Origin of the sequence: Azohydromonas caseinilytica (assembly GCF_012927045.1) — a bacterium.
Classification (GTDB): domain Bacteria; phylum Pseudomonadota; class Gammaproteobacteria; order Burkholderiales; family Burkholderiaceae_C; genus Azohydromonas; species Azohydromonas caseinilytica.
On sequence record NZ_JABBFW010000005.1, the window covers coordinates 303,916 to 325,402 of the forward strand.

Here is a 21,487-nt window from a genome sequence, read left to right on the forward strand (position 1 = left end):
TGGCCCCGCCCACGCCAATCCTGCGCGGGCGCCGGCCGGATCGCGGTGGCGGCGGCCCGGCAGCCGCCCTCAGGCGCGCCGCACCCGCGCCAGGACCAGCACGATGGTGCCCAGCGCTGCCAGCAGCAGCGGCCACAGCCCGCCGTGCGCCGCCCACCAGGCGAAGGGCGTGACGCCCTCGCGCGCCTGCACCGTGGCGTCGAGCGTGCCCCGGGTGAAGGCCGGCAGCTGCGCCGTGACGCGGCCCTGCTCGTCGATGACGGCGGTGATGCCGGTGTTGGTGGAGCGCAGCATCGGGATCTGGAACTCCAGCGCGCGCATGCGGCTGATGTTGAGATGCTGCGGCAGCGCCACCGTCGGGCCGAACCAGCCGATGTTGCTCAGGTTCACGAACACCGTGGGCGCCAGCGTCGGCTCCTGGAAACGCTGCGCCAGCTCCTCGCCGAACAGGTCCTCGTAGCAGATGTTGGGCGCCAGGCGCTGGCCCAGCGTGTTGAAGGACGGCGCGTTCAGCGGCCCGCGGTCGAAGTCGCCCAGCGGGATCTGCATCAGGTTCGTGAACCAGCGCAGCCCCGCGGGAATGAACTCGCCGAAGGGCACCAGGTGCACCTTGTCGTAGCGGTAGGGGGCGCCCGAGGCCGTGTGCGAGGACACGCCCAGCACCGAGTTGGTGTAGCCGTTCTCGAAGTCGCCCAGCGGCACGCCGATGAGCGCGGACTTGGGCGAGTGCTCGAAGTGGTCGCGCAGGCTGTCCCAGTAGCGAGGGTCGAAGTCCTTGAGCTGCGAGGGCAGCAGCGGGATGGCGGTCTCGGGCGCCACCACCAGGTCGCCGCGCGCCTGCATCAGCGCCTGGCGCAGCCAGGCCAGCGCGCCGGGCAGGTGCTCGACGGCGAACTTCTCGTCCTGCGCCACGTTGGTCTGCACCAGGCTCACGCGCAGCGTGCCGTGGCCCAGGGTGAAGGCCGCCGGCCCCGAGGCGGCGCTGAGCCCCAGCACCACCGCCACCCCGGCCAGGGCCAGCGCCAGCGCGCGCGGCCCCGCGCGCGCGGCCAGCACCGGCAGCGCCGCCAGCAGCGCCGCCGCCGCGCCGATGCCGTACACGCCCACCCAGGGCGCCAGCACCGCCAGCGGCGCGTCCACCTGCGCGTAGCCGCTGGCCAGCCAGGGGAAACCGGTGAACAGCACCCCGCGGCCGAGCTCGGCCAGCAGCCACAGCGCCGCCCACAGCAGCGCATCCGGCACCGTGCGCCCGCGCCGCCATCGGGCGAACAGCCCCATGGCAACGCCCAGGTACAGCCCCATCGCCAGCGCCAGCAGCACCACGGCGATGACGGCCAGCGGCGCAGGCAGGCCGCCGTAGCGGTGCATGCTCACGAACAGCCACCAGGTGCCCGTGCCGACCCAGGCACTGCCGAAGACCCAGCCCAGCAGCGCCGCGCGCCGCGGCGCGGCTTCCTGCACGCGCCACGCCAGCAGCGCCACGCACAACAGCTGCACCAGCCAGGCGCCGGTGTGGACAAAGACTTGAGCGTGCAGCGCTCCCAGCGCCGCCGCCAGCGGCAGCTCCAGCCGCCCGATCAGGCGCGAAACGGCATTCAAGATGCGGGCGCGTCAGCGCCGGGGATGCGCGTGACCTTGAACCAGCGCACCGCGCCGCCGCGCGCGAGCATGACCGTGAAGCGCAGCGGCCCGATGTCCACCGCCTCGCCGCGCCGGGGCACATGGCCGAGCTCGTGCGCGACCAGGCCGCCGATGGTGTCGAAGTCCTCACTGGGCAGCGCGGCGGCGAAGGCCTCGTTGACGTCGCCGATCTCGGCGTCGCCGGCGACGCGGTAGCTGCCGTCGGCCAGGGTGTAGACGGCCGACTCGGCGTCCTTGTCGTCGAACTCGTCCTCGATCTCGCCGACGATCTCCTCCAGCACGTCCTCGATGGTGATGAGCCCGGCGGTGTTGCCGAACTCGTCGATGACGATGGCCAGGTGGTTGCGGTTGCTGCGGAAGTCGCGCAGCAGCTCGTTGAGCCGCTTGCTCTCGGGCACGAACACGGCCGGGCGCAGCAGCGTGCGCAGCTTGAGCTCGGGCGCGCGCTGCAGCTTGAGCAGGTCCTTGGCCATGAGGATGCCGATGATGTTGTCGCGCCGGCCGTCGTAGACCGGAAAGCGCGAGTGGCCCGCGCCGATGACCAGCTCCAGCAGCGCCTCGTAGGGCGCCTCGATGTCGAGCAGGTCCATGCGCGGGGCGGCCACCATCACGTCGCCGGCGCTCATGTCGGCCATGCGCAGCACGCCCTCGAGCATCAGGCGCGATTCGGGTTCGATGAGCTCGCGCTGCTCGGCGTCGGCCAGCGTTTCCATCAGTTCAGCCTTGGAATCGGGCCCCGGGGAGATGAACTCCACCAGGCGTTCGAACAGGCTGCGTTTTTCGGGCGCCAGGCGCGGAGGTCGGCCGGACGCGGATTTGGCTGGTTGAGGCGGCTCTGACACGGCAGGTGTCGGAAGTGGGAAGAGGGCAAGAATACCCGATCGGCTTGACAGGGCACGGAGCTTGCATGACAGTCCGTCGCCCTTATCCGACCCCCCTGGCTCACGGGCCAGGCAGCAGCCCATGTCCAACGGACTGATCCCCGCGACCATCCTCACCGGCTTCCTCGGCAGCGGCAAGACCACGCTGCTCAAGCGCGTTCTCAGCGAGTCCCACGGCCAGAAGATCGCCGTGATCGAGAACGAGTTCGGCGAGGAGAACATCGACAACGAGATCCTGGTGGCCGACACCGAGGAGCAGATCATCCAGCTCTCCAACGGCTGTGTTTGCTGCACGATCCGCGAGGACCTGCGCTCCACCCTGTCGGTGCTGGCGGCCAAGCGACGCCGCGGCGAGCTCGATTTCGAGCGCGTCGTCATCGAGACCACCGGCCTGGCCGATCCGGGCCCCGTGGCGCAGACCTTCTTCATGGACGACGAGATCGCCGAGAGCTTCCTGCTCGACTCGATCCTGACGCTGGTGGACGCCAAGCACGCCAACCAGCAGCTCGACACCCGCCAGGAAGCGCGCCGCCAGGTGGGCTTCGCCGACCAGATCTTCATCAGCAAGTCCGACCTGGTCCCGGCCGAGGAGGTGGACGAGCTCTCGCACCGCCTCAAGCACATGAACCCGCGCGCGCCGCAGCGCCGGGTGCACTTCGGCGAGGTGCCCATCAGCGAGGTCTTCGACCTGCGCGGCTTCAACCTCAACACCAAGCTCGAGATCGACCCGGAGTTCCTTAACGACACCGCGCACGATCACCATCACCACGATCACGATCACGAGCACGATCACGAGCACGGCGAGCACTGCGACCACCCGCACCACCACCATCACGACGACGACGTCAAGTCCTTCGTCTTCCGTGCCGATAAGGCCTTCAACCCGGCCAAGCTGGAGGACTTCCTGGGCGCCATCGTGCAGGTCTACGGACCCAAGATGCTGCGCTACAAGGGCGTGCTCTACATGAAGGGCAGCGACCGCAAGGTGGTGTTCCAGGGCGTGCACCAGATGATGGGCAGCGACCTGGGCCCGAAGTGGGCGCCGGGCGAGAAGAAGCAAAGCAAGATGGTGTTCATCGGCGTGGACCTGCCGCGCGACATCCTGTTGCAGGGCCTGGAGCAATGCCTGGTGTAAGGGGTGCACAGCAGGGCCGTGGCTACAATGCCGCGCGCCGTGCGCACCCCCCCGCGCGGCGCCCCGTCGATTCGAGGAGAGCGATGTGAGCAAGACCCCGGTCCAGACTGCGGCGGCCGCCGGCCCGTCATCCCCGATCGAGACCGCCACGGCCGTGGCCTCATCCCCGGCCACCAGCCGCTTCGCCGAGCGCTTTTCGCCCTCTCCTCAACCCGCCGCCAGAACCTATCCCGATCCCGCCATGGAAACTCTCAAGCCCCCCGTCAAGGCGGACCCCAAGCTCGCCAACGCCTGGAAAACCAAGTCGGGCAGCGAGCTCACCGAAGAAGAACTGCTCGCCATGCCTGAGAGCGAGTACATGAACGACAAGCAGCTGGAGTTCTTCCGTACGCGGCTGTCCGCGCTCAAGGACGACCTGCTGTCCAACGCCGGCGAGACCACCGAGCACCTGCGCGAGGACACCTCCATCGTTCCCGATCCGGCCGACCGCGCCACGATCGAGGAGGAGCATGCGCTGGAGCTGCGCACCCGCGACCGCGAGCGCAAGCTGCTCAAGAAGATCTCGCAGTCGCTGGCACGCATCGACGCCGGCGACTACGGCTACTGCGACGAGACCGGCGAGCCCATCGGCTTGGGCCGGCTGCTGGCGCGCCCGACGGCCACGCTGTCGCTGGAAGCGCAGCAGCGCCGCGAGCTCAAGCAGAAGATGTTCGGCGACTGAGCACGCCGCGCCGCCCTCCCCCGCCCATGGCCGAGCCCAAGGACGGCACGAGCTTCCTGCGCAAGGTGGTGCGCCTGGTGGCCCCCACCGGCGCCGAGGGCGGCAGCCCCACGGACGACAGCACCCTGATGGGCCTGGAGCGCTCCGAGCTCAAGGCCATGATCGAGCGCAAGCGCCGCAACGACTTCGTGCGCAAGCGCGAGTTCGACATGCTGCGCAAGCTGCGCCGCGAGGGCATGGCCAGCGCCGCCGCGCTGGAAGTCCTGCACCTGGACACCGAGCCGCGCGCCGACACCCCCGGTGCGCAGCCTGCCGAGAACGGCGTCAAGGCCAAGATCGACGCGATCGAGCAGCAGATGGTGGGCGACGCCACGCCCGCCAGCCGCGCGCTGGCACGCAGCGCCGCACGCTCCTACACGACGTATGCCCCCGCGCCGGGCACGGGCTCGAAGGGCGGCAGCGAGGTGATGCAGGACCCGCTGCTCGACGAGGCCGTGATCGCCTTCGCCAACGGCGAGTTCGTGCGCTGCGAGCAGCTGCTGGCCGAGCTCACCGGCCCCGGTGGCCTGCGCGCCAACCATGCCGAGACCTGGCTGGTGCGGTTGGACCTCTACCGCGCCACCGGTGCGCAGGCCGCCTTCGAGACGCTGGCGGCCGAGTTCGCGCAGCGCTTCCACCGCTCGCCGCCGCAATGGTTCTCGCTGCCCCAGCGCCTGACGCAGCTGCCGCCGCCGGCCGGCGCCGCGCCGCGCCCGGGCCAGGACTGGGCCTGCCCGGCCGTGCTCGACGCCGCGGCGGTGCAGCGGCTGCAGGACTTCGTGCGCGAGGTGCCGCAACCCTGGGTGCTGGACTGGTCGGGGCTGCAGCATGTGCATGCCGACGCGCCGGCGAGCCTGGCGCCGCTGCTGCAGGCCTGGGCCGGCCAGCCGCTGCACATGCACTGGCTGGGCAGCGACATGCTGCTGCAGCGCCTGCGCGAGGCCACGCCCGCCGGCGTGCGTGACACCGACCCCGCGCTGTGGCTGCTGCGGCTGCAGGCGCTGCGGTTGCTGCACCGCGCCCAGGCCTTCGACGAGGCCGCCATCGATTACTGCATCACCTACGAGATCTCGCCCCCGCCCTGGGAGCCGCCCAGCTGCCGCGTGCGCCTGACCCGCGAGGGCCTGGCCGCGCCGTCCTCGACGCTGGGCAGCTCGACGACGGCGACCCTGGTGTCCGACTTCGAATCCTCGCTGCACGACAGCTCCACGGTGGAAGTGGAGCTGGCCGGCCAGCTCGTGGGCGACATCGGCCCCACGCTGCGACGGCTGCAGCAGCAGCTGGGCAACGCCGTGCGCGTGGACGTGCGCTGCGCGCGGCTGGTGCGCGTGGACTTCAATGCCGCGGGCGCCCTGCTCAAATGGGTGCAGGCGCGGCGCCAGGAGAACCGCAGCCTGGGCTTTTCCGACACCCACCGCCTGGTCGCGCTGCTGCTGGGCGCGATGGGCATCAACGAGCACGCCCGCGTGCGCGTGCACAACACCTGAACCCCGCCGTCCACCTGTCGGGCGGCTCTTTGACGCGGCCTTCGCGCCGCTTGAGGCTCTAGACCCATGGAACCCTTTCACGGCACCACCATCCTCAGCGTGCGCCGCGGCCCCCTCGTCGCCCTGGGCGGCGACGGCCAGGTGACGCTGGGCCAGATCGTCGTCAAGTCCAGCGCGCGCAAGGTGCGCCGGCTCTACCGTGAGCAGGTCCTGGCCGGCTTTGCCGGCGCCACGGCCGACGCCTTCACCCTCTTCGAGCGCTTCGAGGGCAAGCTGGAGAAGCACCAGGGCCACCTGGTGCGCGCCGCCGTCGAGCTGACCAAGGACTGGCGCACCGACCGCGTGCTGCGCCGCCTGGAGGCCATGCTGGCCGTGGCGGACAAGGACACCTCGCTGATCATCACCGGCAACGGCGACGTGCTGGAGCCCGAGCACGGCATCGTGGCCATTGGCTCCGGCGGCGCCTACGCGCAGGCCGCAGCGCGCGCGCTGCTGCAGCACACCGAGCTGTCGCCGCAGGAGATCGTCAAGCAGGCGCTGACCATCGCCGGCGACCTGTGCATCTACACCAACCAGAGCCACGTGATCGAGACCCTGGGCGCCGCTCCCGCGGCCGCCGCCTGAGGCTCGCGCGTTTGTTGGATCTCACTTCTTTTTCGAGTCACGCCATGAGCGCCATGACCCCCCAGGAAATCGTCTCCGAGCTCGACCGCCACATCGTCGGCCAGGCGCAGGCCAAGCGCATGGTGGCCATCGCGCTGCGCAACCGCTGGCGCCGCCAGCAGGTGGACGAGAAGCTGCGCACGGAGATCACCCCCAAGAACATCCTGATGATCGGCCCCACCGGCGTGGGCAAGACCGAGATCGCCCGCCGCCTGGCGCGGCTGGCCGACGCGCCCTTCATCAAGGTCGAGGCCACCAAGTTCACCGAGGTAGGCTACGTCGGCAAGGATGTGGACACCATCGTGCGCGACCTGGTGGACGTGGCCGTCAAGCAGGAGCGCGAGCGCCAGATGCGCACCAAGCGCGCACAGGCCGAGGACGCCGCCGAGGAGCGCGTGCTCGACATCCTGGTGCCCATGCCCCGCTCTTCGGGCTTCGGCCTCACCGAGATCGCCGCCCCGCCCGCCGACAACGCCGCGCGCCAGGGCATGCGCAAACGGCTGCGCGAGGGCGCGCTCGACGACAAGGAGATCGAGATCGAGGTGGCCGACCACCGCCCGGCGCTGGAGATCCTGGGCCCGCAGGGCATGGAGGAGATGGCCGAGCAGCTCAAGGGCCTGTTCTCGCAGTTCGGCGCCAACAAGCGCCACACCCGCAAGCTCAAGATCGCCGAGGCGCTGAAGCTGCTGGTGGAGGAAGAGGCGGCCAAGCTGGTCAACGAGGACGAGATCAAGACCGCGGCGCTGGCCCATGCCGAGGGCAACGGCATCGTCTTCATCGACGAGATCGACAAGGTCGCCGGCAGCGGCGAGTCGCGCGGCGCCGACGTCTCGCGCCAGGGCGTGCAGCGCGACCTGCTGCCGCTGGTCGAGGGCACCACCGTCAACACCAAGTACGGCATGGTGCGCACCGACCACATCCTGTTCATCGCCTCGGGCGCGTTCCACCTGTCCAAGCCCAGTGACCTCATTCCCGAGCTGCAAGGGCGCTTTCCCATCCGCGTCGAACTCGGTTCGCTGTCGGTGGACGACTTCGAAGCCATCCTCAAGTCCACGCACGCCAGCCTGGTGAAGCAGTACCAGGCGTTGCTGGCCACCGAGGGCGTGGCGCTGGAGATCACGGCCGAGGGCATCCGGCGCCTGGCGCAGATCGCCTTCGACGTCAACGAGCGCACCGAGAACATCGGCGCGCGGCGCCTGGCCACGGTGATGGAGCGGCTGCTCGACGAGGTCAGCTTCGACGCCCCCAACCTCGCGGGCACCACCGTCACGCTCGATGCCGCGGCGGTGGACGCCAAGCTCGGCGAGCTCTCGCGCAACGAGGACCTGTCGCGCTTCATCCTCTGAGCGCACAACCGTTCGGGCTGAGCCTGTCGAAGGGCTCAGGGCGAAAAGGAGATGAGTGGGCCGGCCGCTTGCCCCCAGGCGGCGGCCCGCTGCGCGCCCGCGGCGACCTCGAAAGGAGCCCGCACGATGGACCGCTCTCGCCTGCAACGCCGCCTGGAGGCGGTGCGCGCGCACAGCCTGGCGCTGGCGCAGCCGCTGTCAGCCGAGGATTGCGCGCTGCAGTCCATGCCCGACGCCAGCCCGGTCAAGTGGCACTTGGCGCACACGAGCTGGTTCTTCGAGACGCTGGTGCTGGGCCCGCACTGCGCGGGCTACCGGGTGTTCGATGAGCGCTTCGGCTTCCTCTTCAACTCCTACTACGAGGCGCTGGGGCCGCGCCATCCGCGCCCGCAGCGCGGCATGCTCTCGCGCCCCGCCCTGCAAGAGGTGCTGGACTACCGGCGCCATGTGGACGCGGCGCTGCAGGGTTTCATCGAGGCCGGCCATGAAAGGGCGCTGTCCGCAGCGGCGGGGCTGATCGAGCTGGGCCTGCAGCACGAGCAGCAGCACCAGGAGCTGATGCTCACGGATGTGAAACACCTGCTGTCGCTCAATCCGCTGCAGCCGGCCTACCTGCCGGGCGCGACGCCCCGGCCACCGGGCGAGGCGGTGCCGCTGCGCTGGCTGGATTTCGGGGGCGGGCTGGTCGAGATCGGCCATGGCGGCGCGGGCTTCGGCTTCGACAACGAGACGCCGCGCCATCGCGTCTGGCTGGAGCCCTACCAACTGGCCAGCCGCCCGGTCAGCTGCGGCGAATACCTCGCCTTCATGGCCGACGGCGGCTATCGGCGGGCCGAGTTCTGGCTCAGCGACGGCTGGGCCTGGGTGCAGGCCCACGCCGTCTCGGCGCCGCTGTACTGGAACCCCGAGGCGGGCACGCATTTCACCCTGCACGGCGCGTGCCCCCTGGACCCGGCCGAGCCGGTGTGCCATTTGAATCTCTACGAGGCCGCCGCCTACGCCCAATGGGCCGGCGCGCGGCTGCCCACGGAGGCCGAGTGGGAAGCCGCCGTGCAGCTCCAGCCCGCCGCGCCAATGGCCGCCAAGGCGCTGGAGGGGCACCTGCATCCGGCGCCGGCCGGCGACGGCCCCGGGCTGCTGCAAGTCGAAGACGCCGTGTGGCAGTGGACCCGCTCGGCCTATGAGCCTTACCCCGGCTTCCGGCCGCTGCCCGGCGCGGTGGGCGAATACAACGGCAAGTTCATGGTCGGCCAGAACGTGCTGCGCGGCGGCAGCTGCGCCAGCCCGGCCGGGCATGTGCGGGCCAGCTACCGCAACTTCTTCGCGCCGGCGGCGCGCTGGCAATTCACCGGGCTGCGGCTGGCGCGCGACGGCGCCTGAGGCCGCTGCGCTCAGGGCAAAGAGTTTTTCACTGCGGAGGCGAGCAATGAAAGCGATCTGGAACGGCGCGGTGATCGCCGAGAGCGACGACACCGTGCTGGTGGAAGGCAACCACTACTTCCCCGAAAGCGCCGTGAAGAAGGAGTACCTGCTGGCCAGCAACCACCGCACGAGCTGCCCGTGGAAAGGACAGGCGCGCTACTGGTCGCTGCTGGTCAACGGCGACGTGAATCCCGAGGCCGCTTGGTACTACCCCGAGCCCAGCGAGGCCGCGGCGCAGATCAAGGACCGCATCGCGTTCTGGAAGGGCGTACAGGTCACGGAGTGAGAGCGGACCGGGTTGCCGCAAGATTGTCACCCCGCGAGCAACAATGTCTTGCTCATTGCCCCTCTAGTGACCTGAGAGTCACCCGGCAGTCAACAATCCACTCCCCGTCGGGCTGGCGGCTACAGCGCCAGCCGATGCGCCTGCAACGCCAGCAGGCCGTCGAAGATCAGCGACTCAACCAGCTCGTGCGGGATGTCCAGGTGCGGTGACACCTTCCAGCCCGCGCCGCCGGTCATCAGCGTGATGGGGGCCCGCCCGCAGTGGCGCTGCAGCCGCCGGTGCATGTGCTCGATGGCGCCGGTGATGGCGAAGGTACCGCCGCTGGTGAGGGCGTCGGAGGTGTTGGTGGGGAAGTCGCGCACCTCGCCGGTGGGCACGTGCAGGCCGGCCGTGCCGCTTTCCAGGGCGCGCAGCATGATGCCGTGGCCCGGCAGGATGAAGCCGCCCAGAAAGCGGCCCTCGCCGTCGAGCGCGTCCACGGTCACGGCGGTGCCGATCATCACCACCAGCACCGGGCCGTCCAGGCCGCGCGCATGCGCGTGCGAGCGTGCGCCGATCAGCGCTACCCACCGGTCCGCGCCCAGGCGGCCGGGATGGTCGTAGCCGTTGCGCACGCCACCGTCGTGCGCGGTGGAGACGGCCCAGCGCGGCGAAAGATCCCACAGCTCCAGCTGCTCCTCGACGCGGCGCCGCACGGCGTCGCCGGCCACGTTGCAGCCCAGCATGCTGGTGGGCGGCGCGAGGTTCTTCCACTGCGCGTCGGCCAGCTCGTCGATGGTTTCGAGAAAGGCCGCGCCCTGCGCCAGCACCGCCGCGCCGGGCTGTGGGCTGGCGTACTGGGCCCATTTCAGTCGCGTGTTGCCGATGTCGATGGCCAGGAAACTCATGGGCGCGAGGGTATCAGGGTGAAACAGCGGGCCTCGGCACGGCGGCTCAACCGCGCAGCGCCAGGGCCACCACGGCCACGGCCAGCACCGCGGCGCCGGCCGTGAGCCAGCGCAGCTGCAGCCGCAGCGTCTGCACGGCCTCCACCAGCCGCGCGTTGTGCTCGGAGAGCGTCTCGATGAGGCCGGCGCTGGCCTGCTGCTGGGCCGTGAGCTCGTCCAGCCGGGCGGTGAGTTGCTGCACTTGCGCCTGCAGCGCGGCCGTGGGGTCGGCCGTTGGAGCGGTCGCTTCGGCCAGGGCTTCGGCGGCGGGCAGCTCCTGGCTGCGGTCGAAGATGCGGCGCGCGCCGCGCACCAGCCCGGGCGCGGCCTCGATCACTTCGGACCAGGGCACCAGCCTGAGCGCGCTGAGCCAACCCATGGTCGTGCCCCTTCAATCCGGCAATGTTGCTTCGGTACGGCTTCAGCGTGCCGCTTCGGGCAGCTCGATCTTCACTTCCAGCACTTCCAGGTTGTCCTGCCGCTCCAGGTGCACCTTGACGTCCTCCGAGCTGATGGCGACGTACTTGGTGATCACCGCCAGCAGCTCGCGTTGCAGCGCCGGCAGGTAGTCGGGGCTGCGGCTGCGGCTGGTGCGCTCGTGCGCCAGGATGATCTGCAGCCGTTCCTTGGCGACGTTGGCCGAGCGCTTCTTCTCGCCCATCAGGAAGGACAGAAAACTCATGACGCGTTACCTCCCGCCGAAGAGGCGCTTGAAGAAGCCGGGCTTGACGGCGTCGGTGAAGCGCATGGGCTTGTCATTGCCCAGGAAGCGGTCCACCACGTCCTTGTAGGCCTCGGCAACGTCCGTGCCGTTCATGTGCACCACCGGCACACCCTGGTTGGATGCCTGCAGCACCACCTCGGATTCCGGGATCACGCCGATGAGCTCGATGCGCAGGATGTCCTGGATGTCCTGCAGCGACAGCATCTGGCCGTCCTCCACGCGCAACGGGTTGTAGCGCGTGATGAGCAGGTGCTCCTTGACGGGGGTGTCGCCCTGCGCGGCGCGGCGCGTCTTGGAGCCCAGCATGCCCAGGATGCGGTCCGAGTCGCGTACCGAGGACACCTCGGGGTTGGTCACCACCAGCGCATCGTCGGCGAAGTGCATCGCCAGCATGGCGCCGCTCTCGATGCCCGCGGGCGAGTCGCAGACGATGTAGTCGAAGCCCTGCTCGGCCAGGTCGGCCAGCACACGCTCCACGCCTTCCTTGGTCAGCGCGTCCTTGTCACGCGTCTGCGAGGCGGGCAGCACGAACAGGTTGTCGCAGTGCTTGTCCTTGATCAGCGCCTGGTTGAGGTTGGCTTCGCCATTGATGACGTTGATGAGGTCGTACACCACGCGGCGTTCGCAACCCATGATCAAGTCCAGGTTGCGTAAGCCGACGTCAAAGTCGATCACCGCCGTCTTGTGGCCGCGCAGCGCGAGGCCGGAAGAGAAGCTAGCGCTGGTCGTGGTCTTGCCGACCCCGCCCTTGCCGGAAGTCACGACGACGATTCTGGCCATCTCAGGTACATCCTTTCAGCTGTCGGTTCGGTGTGTCTTGCGCACGGCTGGCGCATTCAAATCTTGATGGGCTCGATCACCAGCTTCTCGCCGTCGAGCCGCACTTGCGCCGGTTTGCCCAGCACATCGGCGGGCAGCGGGTTCTCGGCGGTACGGTAGGTCCCGGCGATGGAAATGAGCTCGGGCTCCAGGCAGGTGGTGAAGATGCGCGCGCTGGTGTCGCCGCGCGCACCGGCCACCACCTTGCCACGCAGTGGCGCGTACACATGCACGTTGCCGTCGGCGATGACCTCGGCGCCGCAGTTGACCTGCGCCAGCACCACCAGATCGCCGCCGCGGGCATAGACCTGCTGGCCCGAGCGCAGCGGCTTGTCCACCAGCAGCGTGGCCCCGGGCACCTGCACCTCGCGCACCACTTCCCGCACCACCTCGCGCACGGCCTCGGCACGGGGCGTGAGCGGCACGGCATCGGGCGAGTCGCCCAGGCCGGCGGCGGAAGCGGCTTCCATTTGCGCCGGACTGCCGCCGCGCGCGGCCACGGGCAGCATGCGGTGGCGGCGCAGCAGGGCCACCAGCGCGGCCATGTCCAGCGGCGTGGGGTCCGCATGCACCGCCGTCAGGTCCACCAGCACCGGCTCCTGGTTGAAGAGCTCGGGCGTTTCGGCCAGGCGCTGCGCCAGCTCCGCCGCCAGCAACTTCAAGTCCGTGGTCTTGAGCAGCAGCGCCAGCAGCGTCAGCGAAGCGCTCCTGAGGTCGAAGGGAGACGTCACTCCGGCGGAAACAGCGGCCATGGGGGCGGAACAAGCCTAAAAGGGGGGCAGTTTACCGGTCCGGCACGCCGGGCAGACATCAAAAGGCGCAAGCGATTGCTGCAACGCAGCAGCTCCGGCGCCGCGCCACAATGGGCCATGCCCACGCTCATCGCGACCCAATCCTTCACCAGCGCGGCGGACGCGCTGGCACATGCCCGCCACATCTACGACATCGGCATCACGCACCTGCGCCAGTCGCTGCAGGAATTCGTGGCCGGCACCGACCCGGCGCGGCGGGTGCGCGCCTGCTACCCCTTCGTGCGCATCCACACTGACACCGTGGCACGCGCCGATTCGCGCCTGTCCTTCGGCTTCGTGGCCGGCCCCGGCACCTACGAGACCACGCTGACACGCCCGGACCTGTTCGGCGACTACTACCTGGAGCAGTTCGAGCTGCTGCTGCGCAACCACGGCGTGCCGCTGGAAGTGGGCATGAGCACGCAGCCGATCCCGATCCACTTCTCCTTCTCCGAGCACGACCACATCGAAGGCACGATGAGCGCCGAGCGCCGCCAGCGCATGCGCGACCTCTTCGACCTGCCCGACCTGGCGTCCATGGACGACGGCATCGCCAACGGCACGCACGAGGTGCCCCCTGGTCAACCCATGCCGCTGGCGCTCTTCACCGGCCCGCGCGTGGACTACTCGCTGCACCGGCTGCGCCACTATACGGGCACGGCGCCGGAGCATTTCCAGAACTTCCTGCTGTTCACGAACTACCAGTTCTACATCGACGAGTTCGTGCGCCTGGGCCGCAGCCTGATGGCCGCGCCCGAGGGCGACGCGGCGGCCGACGGCTACTGCGCCTTCATCGAGCCGGGCAACGTCGTCACGCGCCGCCATGGCCATGCGCCCCAGCCCGGCGACGCGCTGGGCGCGCCGCCGCCGCGGCTGCCGCAGATGCCGGCCTACCACCTGGTGCGCCCGGACGGCGCCGGCATCACCATGGTCAACATCGGCGTGGGCCCGGCCAACGCCAAGACCATCACCGACCACGTGGCCGTGCTGCGCCCGCATGCCTGGATCATGCTCGGCCACTGCGCGGGGCTGCGCAACACGCAGCAGCTCGGCGACTACGTGCTGGCGCACGGCTACGTGCGCGAGGACCACGTGCTCGACGAGGAGCTGCCGCTGTGGGTGCCCATCCCGGCGCTGGCGGAGATCCAGGTGGCGCTGGAGCAGGCGGTGGAGGACATCACGCAGCTGCGCGGCTTCGAGCTCAAGGGCATCCTGCGCACCGGCACCGTGGCCTCCACCGACAACCGCAACTGGGAGCTGCTGCCGCATCCGGGCCCCGAGCGCCGCTTCAGCCAGAGCCGCGCCGTGGCGCTGGACATGGAGTCGGCCACCATCGCCGCCAACGGCTTCAGGTTCCGCGTCCCCTACGGCACGCTGCTCTGTGTCTCCGACAAGCCCCTGCACGGCGAGATCAAGCTCCCCGGCATGGCCAACCAGTTCTACCGCGAGCGCGTGGACCAGCACCTGCGCATCGGCATGCGCGCCATTGACATCCTGCGCCAGCAGCGCCTGGACCAGCTCCACAGCCGCAAGCTGCGCAGCTTCGCCGAGGTCGCCTTCCAGTAAGCCTCACTTCCCGCCGCGACCGCCCGGCGCCCTGCCGGCCGCGGCGCGCGGGTAGGCCGCTTCCTACGTCCGGACGCGGCGGCAGCCGCCTGACGGCCGCGCCCTCGGGCGCAACCATTGCTCCCAGTGTGTCGAGCACCCAGGAGCATGTGATGAACGAGTTTCACGACCGGCTGGACGGCATCCAGCGCTGGTTCTACGGCGGCGAGCCCAGCCTCGACGACCTGCCGCCGGACGACGAGACGGTCGCGACGCCATTGCCCGAAGAGCGGCCCGGCGCCGCCGACCTGTGCAATGCCTGCGCGCGGGCGCTGCTGCAGCACTGAGGGCCCGGCCACGATGCGACTGCCGGTCCCGCTGCGCCGCGACGACGCCCCCGCCCACCCGGCGCCCCACATCCGCGTGCTGACGCTGAACCTGCACAAGGGCTTCACGGTCATGAACCGCCGCTACGTGCTGGCCGAGATCCGGGAAGCGGTGCGCGCCACGGGCGCCGACATCGTCTTCCTGCAGGAGGTGGCGGGCGCGGCCTCGCACCGCCATGACCTGCGCCCGGTGAAGGCCCTGGCCGGCAAGGCCGCGCACCGCCTGGACGGGCGCGGTGCCGGACAGGCACTGGCGCGCATGCCGCAGTACGAGTTCCTGGCCGACACCATCTGGCACCAGCATGCCTACGGGCGCAACGCCGTCTCGCCGGGCGGACACCACGGCAACGCGCTGCTGTCCAAGTTCCCGATCCTGCGCCACCGCAACGTGGACGTGAGCCTGGACCTGGACGGGGTGGAGAAGCGTGGCCTGCTGCACTGCGAGCTGGAGCTGCCGGACTCGGAGTACCCGCTGCATGCCATCTGCGTGCACCTCGGGCTGCGCGAGTCGCAGCGCCAGCGTCAGATCGACCTGCTGGGGCAGCTGCTGCGCGACGCGGTGCCGCCGCAGGCACCGCTGGTGATCGCGGGCGATTTCAACGACTGGCGGCTGTGCGCGCACGCGCGGCTGCAGAAGGAGCTGGAGCTGCAGGAGGTGCATGCGCATGCGCATGGGCGCACGCCGCGCACCTTCCCGGCACGGCATCCCGTGCTGCGGCTGGACCGCATCTACGTGCGCAACCTGCGCCACGCCCCGATTGGACTGCCCAAGCGTCCGTGGTCCCACCTGTCGGACCACGCGCCCCTGGCTGCGGAGGTGATGTTGTGAAGCTGGACTGGACGGCGGGCAACCGCATTGAAGTGCTGGAAAACGGCGAGGAGTACTACCCGCGCGTGTTTGCCGCCATCGCGGCAGCTCGGCGCGAGGTGGTGATCGAGACCTTCATCCTGTTCGACGACCCGGTCGGCCGCCAGCTGCACGCGGTGCTGCTGGAAGTGGCGCGCCGCGGCGTGCAGGTGGACCTGACGGTGGACGGCTACGGTTCGCCCGACCTGTCGGACGAATTCATCCGCGCGCTCACCGACGCGGGCGTGCGGCTGCACGTGTACGACCCCCGGCCGCGGCTGCTGGGCTTGCGCTACAACCTCGTGCGCCGCATGCACCGCAAGATCGTGGTGATCGACGGCGAGCTGGCCTTCATCGGCGGCATCAATTTCTCCGAGGACCACCTCATCGCCAGCGGCCCGATGTCCAAGCAGGACTACGCGGTACAGGTGCAGGGGCCGGTGGTGCGGCAGATGCACGGCTTCGTGCACGAGGTGCTGGCGCCGGTGCGCCACGCGCTGTTGCAGTGGGTGCGGCACGGCTTCAGGCGCCCGGTGAAGATCCAACCGCCCGCGCCGTCGGTGCTGCCGCCCGTGGGCAGCGCGCAGGCCGTGCTGGTGACGCGCGACAACGAGCGCCACACCAACGACATCGAGCGCTGCTACCGCACGGCCATCCGAACCGCCAGGCGCGAGGTCGTGATCGCCAATGCCTACTTCTTCCCCGGCTACCGGCTGCTGCGCGAGCTGCGCCGCGCCGCGCGCCGCGGGGTGGCGGTGCACCTGATCCTGCAGGGCGAGCCCGACATGGCCATCGTGCGCATCGGCGCGCGCATGCTCTACCACTCGCTGGTCAAGGACGGCGTGCACGTGCACGAGTACTGCAAGCGCCCACTGCACGGCAAGGTGGCGGTGGTGGACGGCGAGTGGGCCACGGTGGGCTCCAGCAACCTCGACCCGCTGAGCCTGTCGCTCAACCTGGAGGCCAACCTGCTGATCCGCGACCGCGACTTCGCCGCGGACCTGCGCCAGCGGCTGCAGCGCCTCATCGACAACGAGTGCACCGAGATGAGCCGCGAGGCGCTGCCCAAGCGCACGATGTGGCGCTACCTCGGCAGCGCGCTGGCCTTCCACCTGCTGCGCCACTTCCCGAGCTGGGCCGAGGTGCTGCCGCGCAGCGGCAAGTTCGTGCGCTCCTTCATCGGGCGGCGTCAGGTGGACGTCCATCCCGAGGCGCTGCACCAGGCCGACCGCTGACATGGAGCGCGCGGTGGCCCACGGTGCGCTGCCGGCCCGGCTCCTGGCCCAGGCCTGGGTCCGCGTGCGCCGGCCGCTGCTGGCGCTGGCGCTGCTGGGGCTGCTGGGCTTCATCGCCTGGCGCGCGCGCAGCCTGGACTGGGCCGCCGCCTGGGAGGCGCTGCTGGCCTACCGCCCAGGCACGCTGCTGCTGGCGGCGCTGGCGGTGGCGGTCGCGCACGGGCTCTACATCAGCTACGACCTGCTCGGCCGCTACTACAGCGGCCACCAGCTGCCACCGGCACGCGTGGCAGCCACCGCCTTCGTCAGCTTTGCCGCGAACCTGAACCTGGGCTCGATGGTGGGCGGCGTGGCGCTGCGCCTGCGCCTGTACGCGCAGCAAGGCCTGCCGATCGCCACCATCCTGCGCGTCTGGGGGCTGAGCCTGCTGACCAACTGGATCGGCTACGCGGCGCTGGCCGGGGCGGTGTTTCTCAGCGGCTGGGTTCGGCTGCCGCCCGAGGCGCCATTGACCACGGATGCGCTGCGCTGGGTCGGCCTGGTGCTCTGGTCCGTGGTGGGCGTGTACCTGGCGGCCTGCCGCTGGTCGCCGCGGCGCTTGTGGACGCTGCGCGGCCACCGGCTGGAGCTGCCGCGCGCCGGGCTGGCGCTGCTGCAGGTGCTGCTGTCGGCGCTGCACTGGGGTTTTGTCGCCAGCGTGCTGTACGTGCTGCTGCACGGCCGCGTGGACTACCCCACGGTGCTGGGCGCGCTGATGATGACCAGCATGGCCGTGATCGCGATGCGCGTGCCGGCGGGCCTGGGCGTGCTGGAAGCCGTGTTCATGGCACTGCTGGCCGGGCTGCAGCCCGAGGCGCAGCTGCTGGCGGCGCTGCTGGCGTACCGGGCGCTGTTCTACCTGCTGCCGCTGGCGGCGGCGGCGCTGGTCTACCTCGGCCTGGAGGCGCGGCTGCGCCGCACCCGGGTCACGGCACGGATGGCCAAGCCGCAGGCTTGAGCGGCGCCGTCCCGGTCGACACCCGCCCCGACCCACGGCGCTTGAGACGCACGCACCACGACATGGCGCAAGGCGCTCGCCTTGTGCACCCCGGGGCGATCCCGTACGCTGGTTTGCCACCACCTCAACCGCGCCGTGCCGCGGAGCCGGCGCACAAGGAGACCGCCATGTCGAGCCCATCCTCTTCCGTCGCCGCGATCCGCACCCTGGCCCTCGTGGGCGCGGCGGCGTCTGGCAAGACCAGCCTGGCCGAGGCACTGCTGCACCACGCCGGCGCCATCGGCGCGCCGGGCAGCCTGGAGCGAGGCAGCATGGTCAGCGACTTCGACCCGCTGGAGCGCCGCATGCAGCACTCGCTGAACTCGGCGCTGATGCACCTGGACCACCAGGGCACGCGGATTCACTTCATCGACACGCCTGGGGCGCCCGACTTCGTCGGCCAGTCATTGCCGGCGTTGGAAGCGGTGGAAACCGCCGCGGTGGTCGTCAACGCCGCCACCGGCATCGAGCCGATGACGGTGCGCATGATGGAGTACGCGGCGCAGCGCCGGCTCGACCGGCTGATCATCGTCAACAAGATCGATGCCCAGGGCGTGGACCTGCCCGCCCTGCTGGCGCAGCTGCAGGAAACCTTCGGCCGCGAATGCCTGCCGCTGAACCTGCCGGCCGAAGGCGGCAGCCGGGTGGTGGACTGCTTCTTCAACCGTGAAGGCCAGACCGACTTCGGCGCCGTGGAGGACGCGCACCGCGCGCTGGTGGAGCAGGTGGTGGAGGTGGATGGCGACTTCGTCGAGCGTTACCTCAACGACGGCGACGTGGACGCCAGTGAGCTGCACGCGCCGCTGGAGCAGGCACTGCGCGAGGGTCATCTGATTCCGGTGTGCTTCGTCTCCGCGCGCACCGGTGCCGGCCTGGCGCAACTGCTCGACGTCATCGACAAGCTGCTGCCGCACCCGGGCGAAGGCAACCCGCCGGCGTTCCTCAAGGGCGAACGCGAAGAAGCGCAGCCGCTGCAGGCGCAGCCCGATCCGTCGCTGCACGTGCTGGCCCATGTGTTCAAGGTCACGGTGGACCCCTACGTCGGCAAGATGGGCATCTTCCGCGTGCACCAGGGCACGGTCACCAGGGACAGCCTGCTCTACATCGGCGACGGCCGGAAGCCCTTCAAGGTCAACCACCTCTTCATGCTGCAGGGCAAGGAGCATGTGGAGGTTTCGCGCGCCCTGCCGGGCGACCTGTGCGCGGTGGCCAAGATCGACGAGCTGCACTTTGACGCCGTGTTGCACGACGCGGCCGAGGACGACCACATCCACCTGCAGCCGCTGGACTTCCCGGTGCCGGTACATGGCCTGGCCATCGAACCCAAGCGCCATGGCGACGAGCAGCGGCTGTGGGAAATTCTCACCAAGCTGCTCGACGAGGACCCGTGCCTGAAGGTGGAGCATGTGCCCACCACCAACGAAACCATCGTCTACGGCCTGGGCGAATTGCACCTGCGCGTGCTGCTGGAGCGGCTGCGCGAGGTCTACAAGTTCGAAGTGCAGACGCGGCCGCCGCGCATTGCTTACCGGGAAACCGTCACTGCCGCCGCGGAAGGGCACCACCGCCACAAGAAGCAGACCGGCGGTGCCGGCCAGTTCGGCGAAGTGATGCTGCGGGTGGAGCCGCTGCCGCGTGGCGCGGGCTTCGAATTCGTGGACCAGGTCAAGGGCGGCGCCATCCCGGGCCAGTTCATTCCGGCGGTGGAGAAAGGCGTGCGCGAGGTGCTGGCCTCGGGCGCCATTGCCGGCTATCCGGTGGTGGACGTGCGTGTCGTCGTCCTGGATGGCAAGAGCCACAGCGTGGACAGCAAGGAAATCGCCTTCGTCACGGCCGGGCGCAAGGCCTTCATGGCCGCCATACGCGAGGCACGGCCCATCGTGCTGGAGCCCATCGTCAACGTGGAGATCCTGGCGCCGGACACGGCCATGGGTGACGTCACGGGCGATCTCTCCGCGCGTCGTGGGCAAGTCAATGGCACGCAAAACGGCGCCGCCGGGACGATGCTGGTGCGCGGACAGGTGCCGCTGTCGGAGCTGAGCAACTACCAGTCACGCCTGAACGCCATGACCAGCGGCCAGGGCCGCTACACGCTGGCGCTGTCGCACTACGACCCCGTGCCGCCCAACACGCAACAGCAGCTGGTCAGCCAGTACAAGGTGCGCGAAGAGGAGTGAGTCAGGGCTTCGAGGCCGTGCCGGTGCGCCAGTCGGCATGAGGTACCGGGGACGGAGCTGCCGCACATTGCAGCACCGTCTCCAGGATCTCGGGAGCGTCGAGCAGATCCACATGCGCCCAGCCGCGCAGCAAGCGGTTGTCAGCCCCCGGCAGTGTGGCCACCGAAGGTGGAAACACGACGTTGTCGCAGTCGCTGAAAAAGCAGGTGAACGGCACGCGCGGTGTCGTCTTTGCCTCGTGCCGGGCCAGTGCTTGCAGCCAGGGACTGTCCAATCGCAGCTGACGGGCGTTGGGGCTCCAGCCGAATCGGGCCAGCCAAGTGCCGCGGTGTGGAGAACCAATGGTGAAGACACGCTGCACCAGGGCAGCATCGCCGCCCTGCCGCAGCCAAGCACGCACCGCGATGCCGCCGAGGCTGTGCGCCACGATCAGGACTGGCCCGCCGGTGTGGGCATGCAGCCGGCGCACCGCTGCATCAATGGTTGGCACCCAGGTATCGATCCGACCGAAAGGCGGCTCCACGCTGGGCGCCAGCACCGGAATGCCGCGCTGGCGCAATGTACGCAGCCAGGAATTCCAGACACCGCGGTTGCAGACCAGACCGTGAATCAGCAGCACGCCGCTGCTGGTACCGGCTGGCGGCAGGAAATCAGACTCGCTGCGATATCGAAATGGCTGCCGCCAACAAAAGACCCGCACACCGGTCACGCATTCTGTCCACCAGGCACGCGATAAAGCCCGGAGCGGCGCGGGCGTCACACCGTCATGCCGGCTGACATGGCGATGTAACAGCAACTCCAGCCCCAACACCACGGCATGCAAGCTGAGTAGAAGCAGCGCGCCCAACACTGCCGTCAGCGGGCGACCACGAGAGAAAGCCCAACCGAGCCAACCCAGCACGGAGGCGAGCCAAAGGCCGGTGGTGAACTGCAGGAGGCGGGCAATCATCGCGGATGCGGCATTCAGAATGTTGTCAATGCCTGTCGCCCATTCTCCAGCCTTGAGCTGGTGCCAGAGCCTCTATCGATTTAACAGCTGACAAAGCAAAACGCCCCGACCATATTCTGGTCGGGGCGTTTGGCGGGGATATTAGCCTGACAATGTCCTACTTTCACACGGGAATCCGCACTATCATCGGCGCTGAGGTGTTTCACGGTCCTGTTCGGGATGGGAAGGGGTGGGACCACCTCGCTATGGTCATCAGGCTTGAACTGGTCGCCGGGCTGCTTTTTGGGGCAGCCCAGCCAATTCGATAGAGTCGACTTCAGCTCATTGATTGCGTCGCCTTCTTTCGGGCAACAACCTTGAATTCTCTACCTTGACCGCTGGGTCAAAGTTATAGGGTCAAGCCGCACGGGCAATTAGTACTGGTCAGCTTA

The 21,487-nt window shown here is 69.6% G+C and carries 21 protein-coding genes and 1 rRNA gene; 13 read left to right on the plus strand and 9 right to left on the minus strand.

Annotation, left to right across the window (positions count from 1 at the left end; translation table 11 throughout):
- Nucleotides 1-69: 69 nt before the first annotated feature.
- Both lnt and HHL10_RS10105 read right to left on the minus strand, forming a co-directional pair.
- Nucleotides 70-1,599 carry an apolipoprotein N-acyltransferase gene (gene lnt, locus HHL10_RS10100; RefSeq protein WP_235971259.1) on the minus strand — a complete coding sequence of 510 codons (1,530 nt, stop codon included), beginning with the start codon at nt 1,597-1,599 and terminating at the stop codon, nt 70-72.
- Complete coding sequence (locus HHL10_RS10105) at nt 1,596-2,483, minus strand: CorC family transporter (RefSeq protein WP_169160223.1); 888 nt, start codon at nt 2,481-2,483, stop codon at nt 1,596-1,598. The genes lnt and HHL10_RS10105 overlap by 4 nt, the downstream gene beginning before the upstream one ends.
- A 121-nt stretch (nt 2,484-2,604) precedes the next feature.
- Between HHL10_RS10105 and HHL10_RS10110 the strand changes: the two genes are divergently transcribed.
- The 7 genes from HHL10_RS10110 to HHL10_RS10140 all read left to right on the plus strand — a co-directional run bounded on the left by HHL10_RS10110 (nt 2,605) and on the right by HHL10_RS10140 (nt 9,621).
- Nucleotides 2,605-3,657 (plus strand): CobW family GTP-binding protein, encoded by a 1,053-nt coding sequence (locus tag HHL10_RS10110; RefSeq protein WP_169160224.1) that lies wholly within the window; start codon nt 2,605-2,607, stop codon nt 3,655-3,657.
- Nucleotides 3,658-3,742: 85 nt separating this feature from the next.
- On the plus strand, nt 3,743-4,378 hold the full coding sequence (dksA, locus tag HHL10_RS10115) for an RNA polymerase-binding protein DksA (protein ID WP_310734566.1): 636 nt from the start codon (nt 3,743-3,745) through the stop codon (nt 4,376-4,378).
- 26 nt (nt 4,379-4,404) lie between these two features.
- Nucleotides 4,405-5,904: an STAS domain-containing protein gene (locus HHL10_RS10120; RefSeq protein WP_169160225.1), complete on the plus strand. Its 1,500-nt coding sequence runs from the start codon at nt 4,405-4,407 to the stop codon at nt 5,902-5,904.
- Between the two features lie 66 nt (nt 5,905-5,970).
- A complete protein-coding gene (gene hslV, locus HHL10_RS10125; RefSeq protein WP_169160226.1) occupies nt 5,971-6,528 on the plus strand; it encodes an ATP-dependent protease subunit HslV in 558 nt (185 codons plus the stop codon).
- Nucleotides 6,529-6,572: 44 nt separating this feature from the next.
- On the plus strand, nt 6,573-7,913 hold the full coding sequence (gene hslU, locus HHL10_RS10130) for an ATP-dependent protease ATPase subunit HslU (RefSeq protein ID WP_169160227.1): 1,341 nt from the start codon (nt 6,573-6,575) through the stop codon (nt 7,911-7,913).
- Nucleotides 7,914-8,039: 126 nt separating this feature from the next.
- Nucleotides 8,040-9,293, plus strand: a complete 1,254-nt coding sequence (gene egtB / locus HHL10_RS10135; protein WP_169160228.1) for an ergothioneine biosynthesis protein EgtB — start codon at nt 8,040-8,042, stop codon at nt 9,291-9,293.
- Between the two features lie 46 nt (nt 9,294-9,339).
- The gene (locus tag HHL10_RS10140) at nt 9,340-9,621 is read left to right on the plus strand and encodes a DUF427 domain-containing protein (protein WP_169160229.1); all 282 of its coding nucleotides are present in this window, start codon (nt 9,340-9,342) and stop codon (nt 9,619-9,621) included.
- 119 nt (nt 9,622-9,740) lie between these two features.
- On the opposite strand, the gene HHL10_RS10145 is transcribed toward HHL10_RS10140, so the two are convergent.
- From HHL10_RS10145 to minC, 5 genes are read right to left on the minus strand one after another with little or no spacing between them, the layout of a single operon-like run.
- Nucleotides 9,741-10,508 carry a type III pantothenate kinase gene (locus HHL10_RS10145; RefSeq protein ID WP_169160230.1) on the minus strand — a complete coding sequence of 256 codons (768 nt, stop codon included), beginning with the start codon at nt 10,506-10,508 and terminating at the stop codon, nt 9,741-9,743.
- A gap of 46 nt (nt 10,509-10,554) precedes the next feature.
- Entirely contained in the window at nt 10,555-10,926 is a 372-nt protein-coding gene (locus HHL10_RS10150) for a hypothetical protein (protein ID WP_169160231.1), read from the minus strand.
- Nucleotides 10,927-10,968: 42 nt separating this feature from the next.
- On the minus strand, nt 10,969-11,229 hold the full coding sequence (gene minE, locus HHL10_RS10155) for a cell division topological specificity factor MinE (RefSeq protein WP_169160232.1): 261 nt from the start codon (nt 11,227-11,229) through the stop codon (nt 10,969-10,971).
- A 6-nt stretch (nt 11,230-11,235) separates the two neighbouring features.
- A complete protein-coding gene (gene minD, locus HHL10_RS10160) occupies nt 11,236-12,051 on the minus strand; it encodes a septum site-determining protein MinD (RefSeq protein WP_169160233.1) in 816 nt (271 codons plus the stop codon).
- A 56-nt stretch (nt 12,052-12,107) separates the two neighbouring features.
- Nucleotides 12,108-12,842, minus strand: a complete 735-nt coding sequence (gene minC / locus HHL10_RS10165) for a septum site-determining protein MinC (protein WP_169160234.1) — start codon at nt 12,840-12,842, stop codon at nt 12,108-12,110.
- 117 nt (nt 12,843-12,959) lie between these two features.
- On the opposite strand from minC, the gene HHL10_RS10170 reads away from it, so the two are divergent.
- From HHL10_RS10170 to fusA, 6 genes are all read left to right on the plus strand, one after another.
- Entirely contained in the window at nt 12,960-14,447 is a 1,488-nt protein-coding gene (locus tag HHL10_RS10170; RefSeq protein WP_169160235.1) for an AMP nucleosidase, read from the plus strand.
- Nucleotides 14,448-14,599: 152 nt separating this feature from the next.
- On the plus strand, nt 14,600-14,773 hold the full coding sequence (locus HHL10_RS10175) for a hypothetical protein (RefSeq protein ID WP_169160236.1): 174 nt from the start codon (nt 14,600-14,602) through the stop codon (nt 14,771-14,773).
- 13 nt (nt 14,774-14,786) lie between these two features.
- Nucleotides 14,787-15,641 (plus strand): endonuclease/exonuclease/phosphatase family protein, encoded by an 855-nt coding sequence (locus HHL10_RS10180; protein ID WP_169160237.1) that lies wholly within the window; start codon nt 14,787-14,789, stop codon nt 15,639-15,641.
- Nucleotides 15,638-16,894 (plus strand): cardiolipin synthase ClsB, encoded by a 1,257-nt coding sequence (clsB, locus tag HHL10_RS10185; RefSeq protein WP_169160238.1) that lies wholly within the window; start codon nt 15,638-15,640, stop codon nt 16,892-16,894. The genes HHL10_RS10180 and clsB overlap by 4 nt, the downstream gene beginning before the upstream one ends.
- A 1-nt stretch (nt 16,895) precedes the next feature.
- The gene (locus tag HHL10_RS10190; RefSeq protein WP_169160239.1) at nt 16,896-17,891 is read left to right on the plus strand and encodes a lysylphosphatidylglycerol synthase transmembrane domain-containing protein; all 996 of its coding nucleotides are present in this window, start codon (nt 16,896-16,898) and stop codon (nt 17,889-17,891) included.
- A 167-nt stretch (nt 17,892-18,058) separates the two neighbouring features.
- The gene (gene fusA / locus HHL10_RS10195) at nt 18,059-20,107 is read left to right on the plus strand and encodes an elongation factor G (RefSeq protein ID WP_169160240.1); all 2,049 of its coding nucleotides are present in this window, start codon (nt 18,059-18,061) and stop codon (nt 20,105-20,107) included.
- Nucleotide 20,108: 1 nt separating this feature from the next.
- Here fusA and HHL10_RS10200 read toward each other — a convergent pair whose 3' ends face one another.
- Together HHL10_RS10200 and rrf are read right to left on the minus strand one after the other, a co-directional pair.
- Nucleotides 20,109-21,056 (minus strand): alpha/beta hydrolase, encoded by a 948-nt coding sequence (locus HHL10_RS10200; RefSeq protein WP_169160241.1) that lies wholly within the window; start codon nt 21,054-21,056, stop codon nt 20,109-20,111.
- Between the two features lie 144 nt (nt 21,057-21,200).
- Nucleotides 21,201-21,313 (minus strand): 5S ribosomal RNA (gene rrf / locus HHL10_RS10205).
- Between the last annotated feature and the right edge of the window lie 174 nt (nt 21,314-21,487).

Coding starts and splice junctions, on each gene's coding strand:
- minE (WP_169160232.1), bottom strand. CDS start 11,229: ATGAGTTTTCTGTCCTTCCTGATGGGCGAGAAGAAGCGCTCGGCCAAC.
- egtB (WP_169160228.1), top strand. CDS start 8,040: ATGGACCGCTCTCGCCTGCAACGCCGCCTGGAGGCGGTGCGCGCGCAC.
- minC (WP_169160234.1), bottom strand. CDS start 12,842: ATGGCCGCTGTTTCCGCCGGAGTGACGTCTCCCTTCGACCTCAGGAGC.
- HHL10_RS10145 (WP_169160230.1), bottom strand. CDS start 10,508: ATGAGTTTCCTGGCCATCGACATCGGCAACACGCGACTGAAATGGGCC.
- fusA (WP_169160240.1), top strand. CDS start 18,059: ATGTCGAGCCCATCCTCTTCCGTCGCCGCGATCCGCACCCTGGCCCTC.
- HHL10_RS10170 (WP_169160235.1), top strand. CDS start 12,960: ATGCCCACGCTCATCGCGACCCAATCCTTCACCAGCGCGGCGGACGCG.
- HHL10_RS10110 (WP_169160224.1), top strand. CDS start 2,605: ATGTCCAACGGACTGATCCCCGCGACCATCCTCACCGGCTTCCTCGGC.
- HHL10_RS10190 (WP_169160239.1), top strand. CDS start 16,896: ATGGAGCGCGCGGTGGCCCACGGTGCGCTGCCGGCCCGGCTCCTGGCC.
- hslU (WP_169160227.1), top strand. CDS start 6,573: ATGAGCGCCATGACCCCCCAGGAAATCGTCTCCGAGCTCGACCGCCAC.
- HHL10_RS10140 (WP_169160229.1), top strand. CDS start 9,340: ATGAAAGCGATCTGGAACGGCGCGGTGATCGCCGAGAGCGACGACACC.
- hslV (WP_169160226.1), top strand. CDS start 5,971: ATGGAACCCTTTCACGGCACCACCATCCTCAGCGTGCGCCGCGGCCCC.
- HHL10_RS10150 (WP_169160231.1), bottom strand. CDS start 10,926: ATGGGTTGGCTCAGCGCGCTCAGGCTGGTGCCCTGGTCCGAAGTGATC.
- HHL10_RS10175 (WP_169160236.1), top strand. CDS start 14,600: ATGAACGAGTTTCACGACCGGCTGGACGGCATCCAGCGCTGGTTCTAC.
- HHL10_RS10200 (WP_169160241.1), bottom strand. CDS start 21,056: ATGATTGCCCGCCTCCTGCAGTTCACCACCGGCCTTTGGCTCGCCTCC.
- minD (WP_169160233.1), bottom strand. CDS start 12,051: ATGGCCAGAATCGTCGTCGTGACTTCCGGCAAGGGCGGGGTCGGCAAG.
- HHL10_RS10180 (WP_169160237.1), top strand. CDS start 14,787: ATGCGACTGCCGGTCCCGCTGCGCCGCGACGACGCCCCCGCCCACCCG.
- HHL10_RS10120 (WP_169160225.1), top strand. CDS start 4,405: ATGGCCGAGCCCAAGGACGGCACGAGCTTCCTGCGCAAGGTGGTGCGC.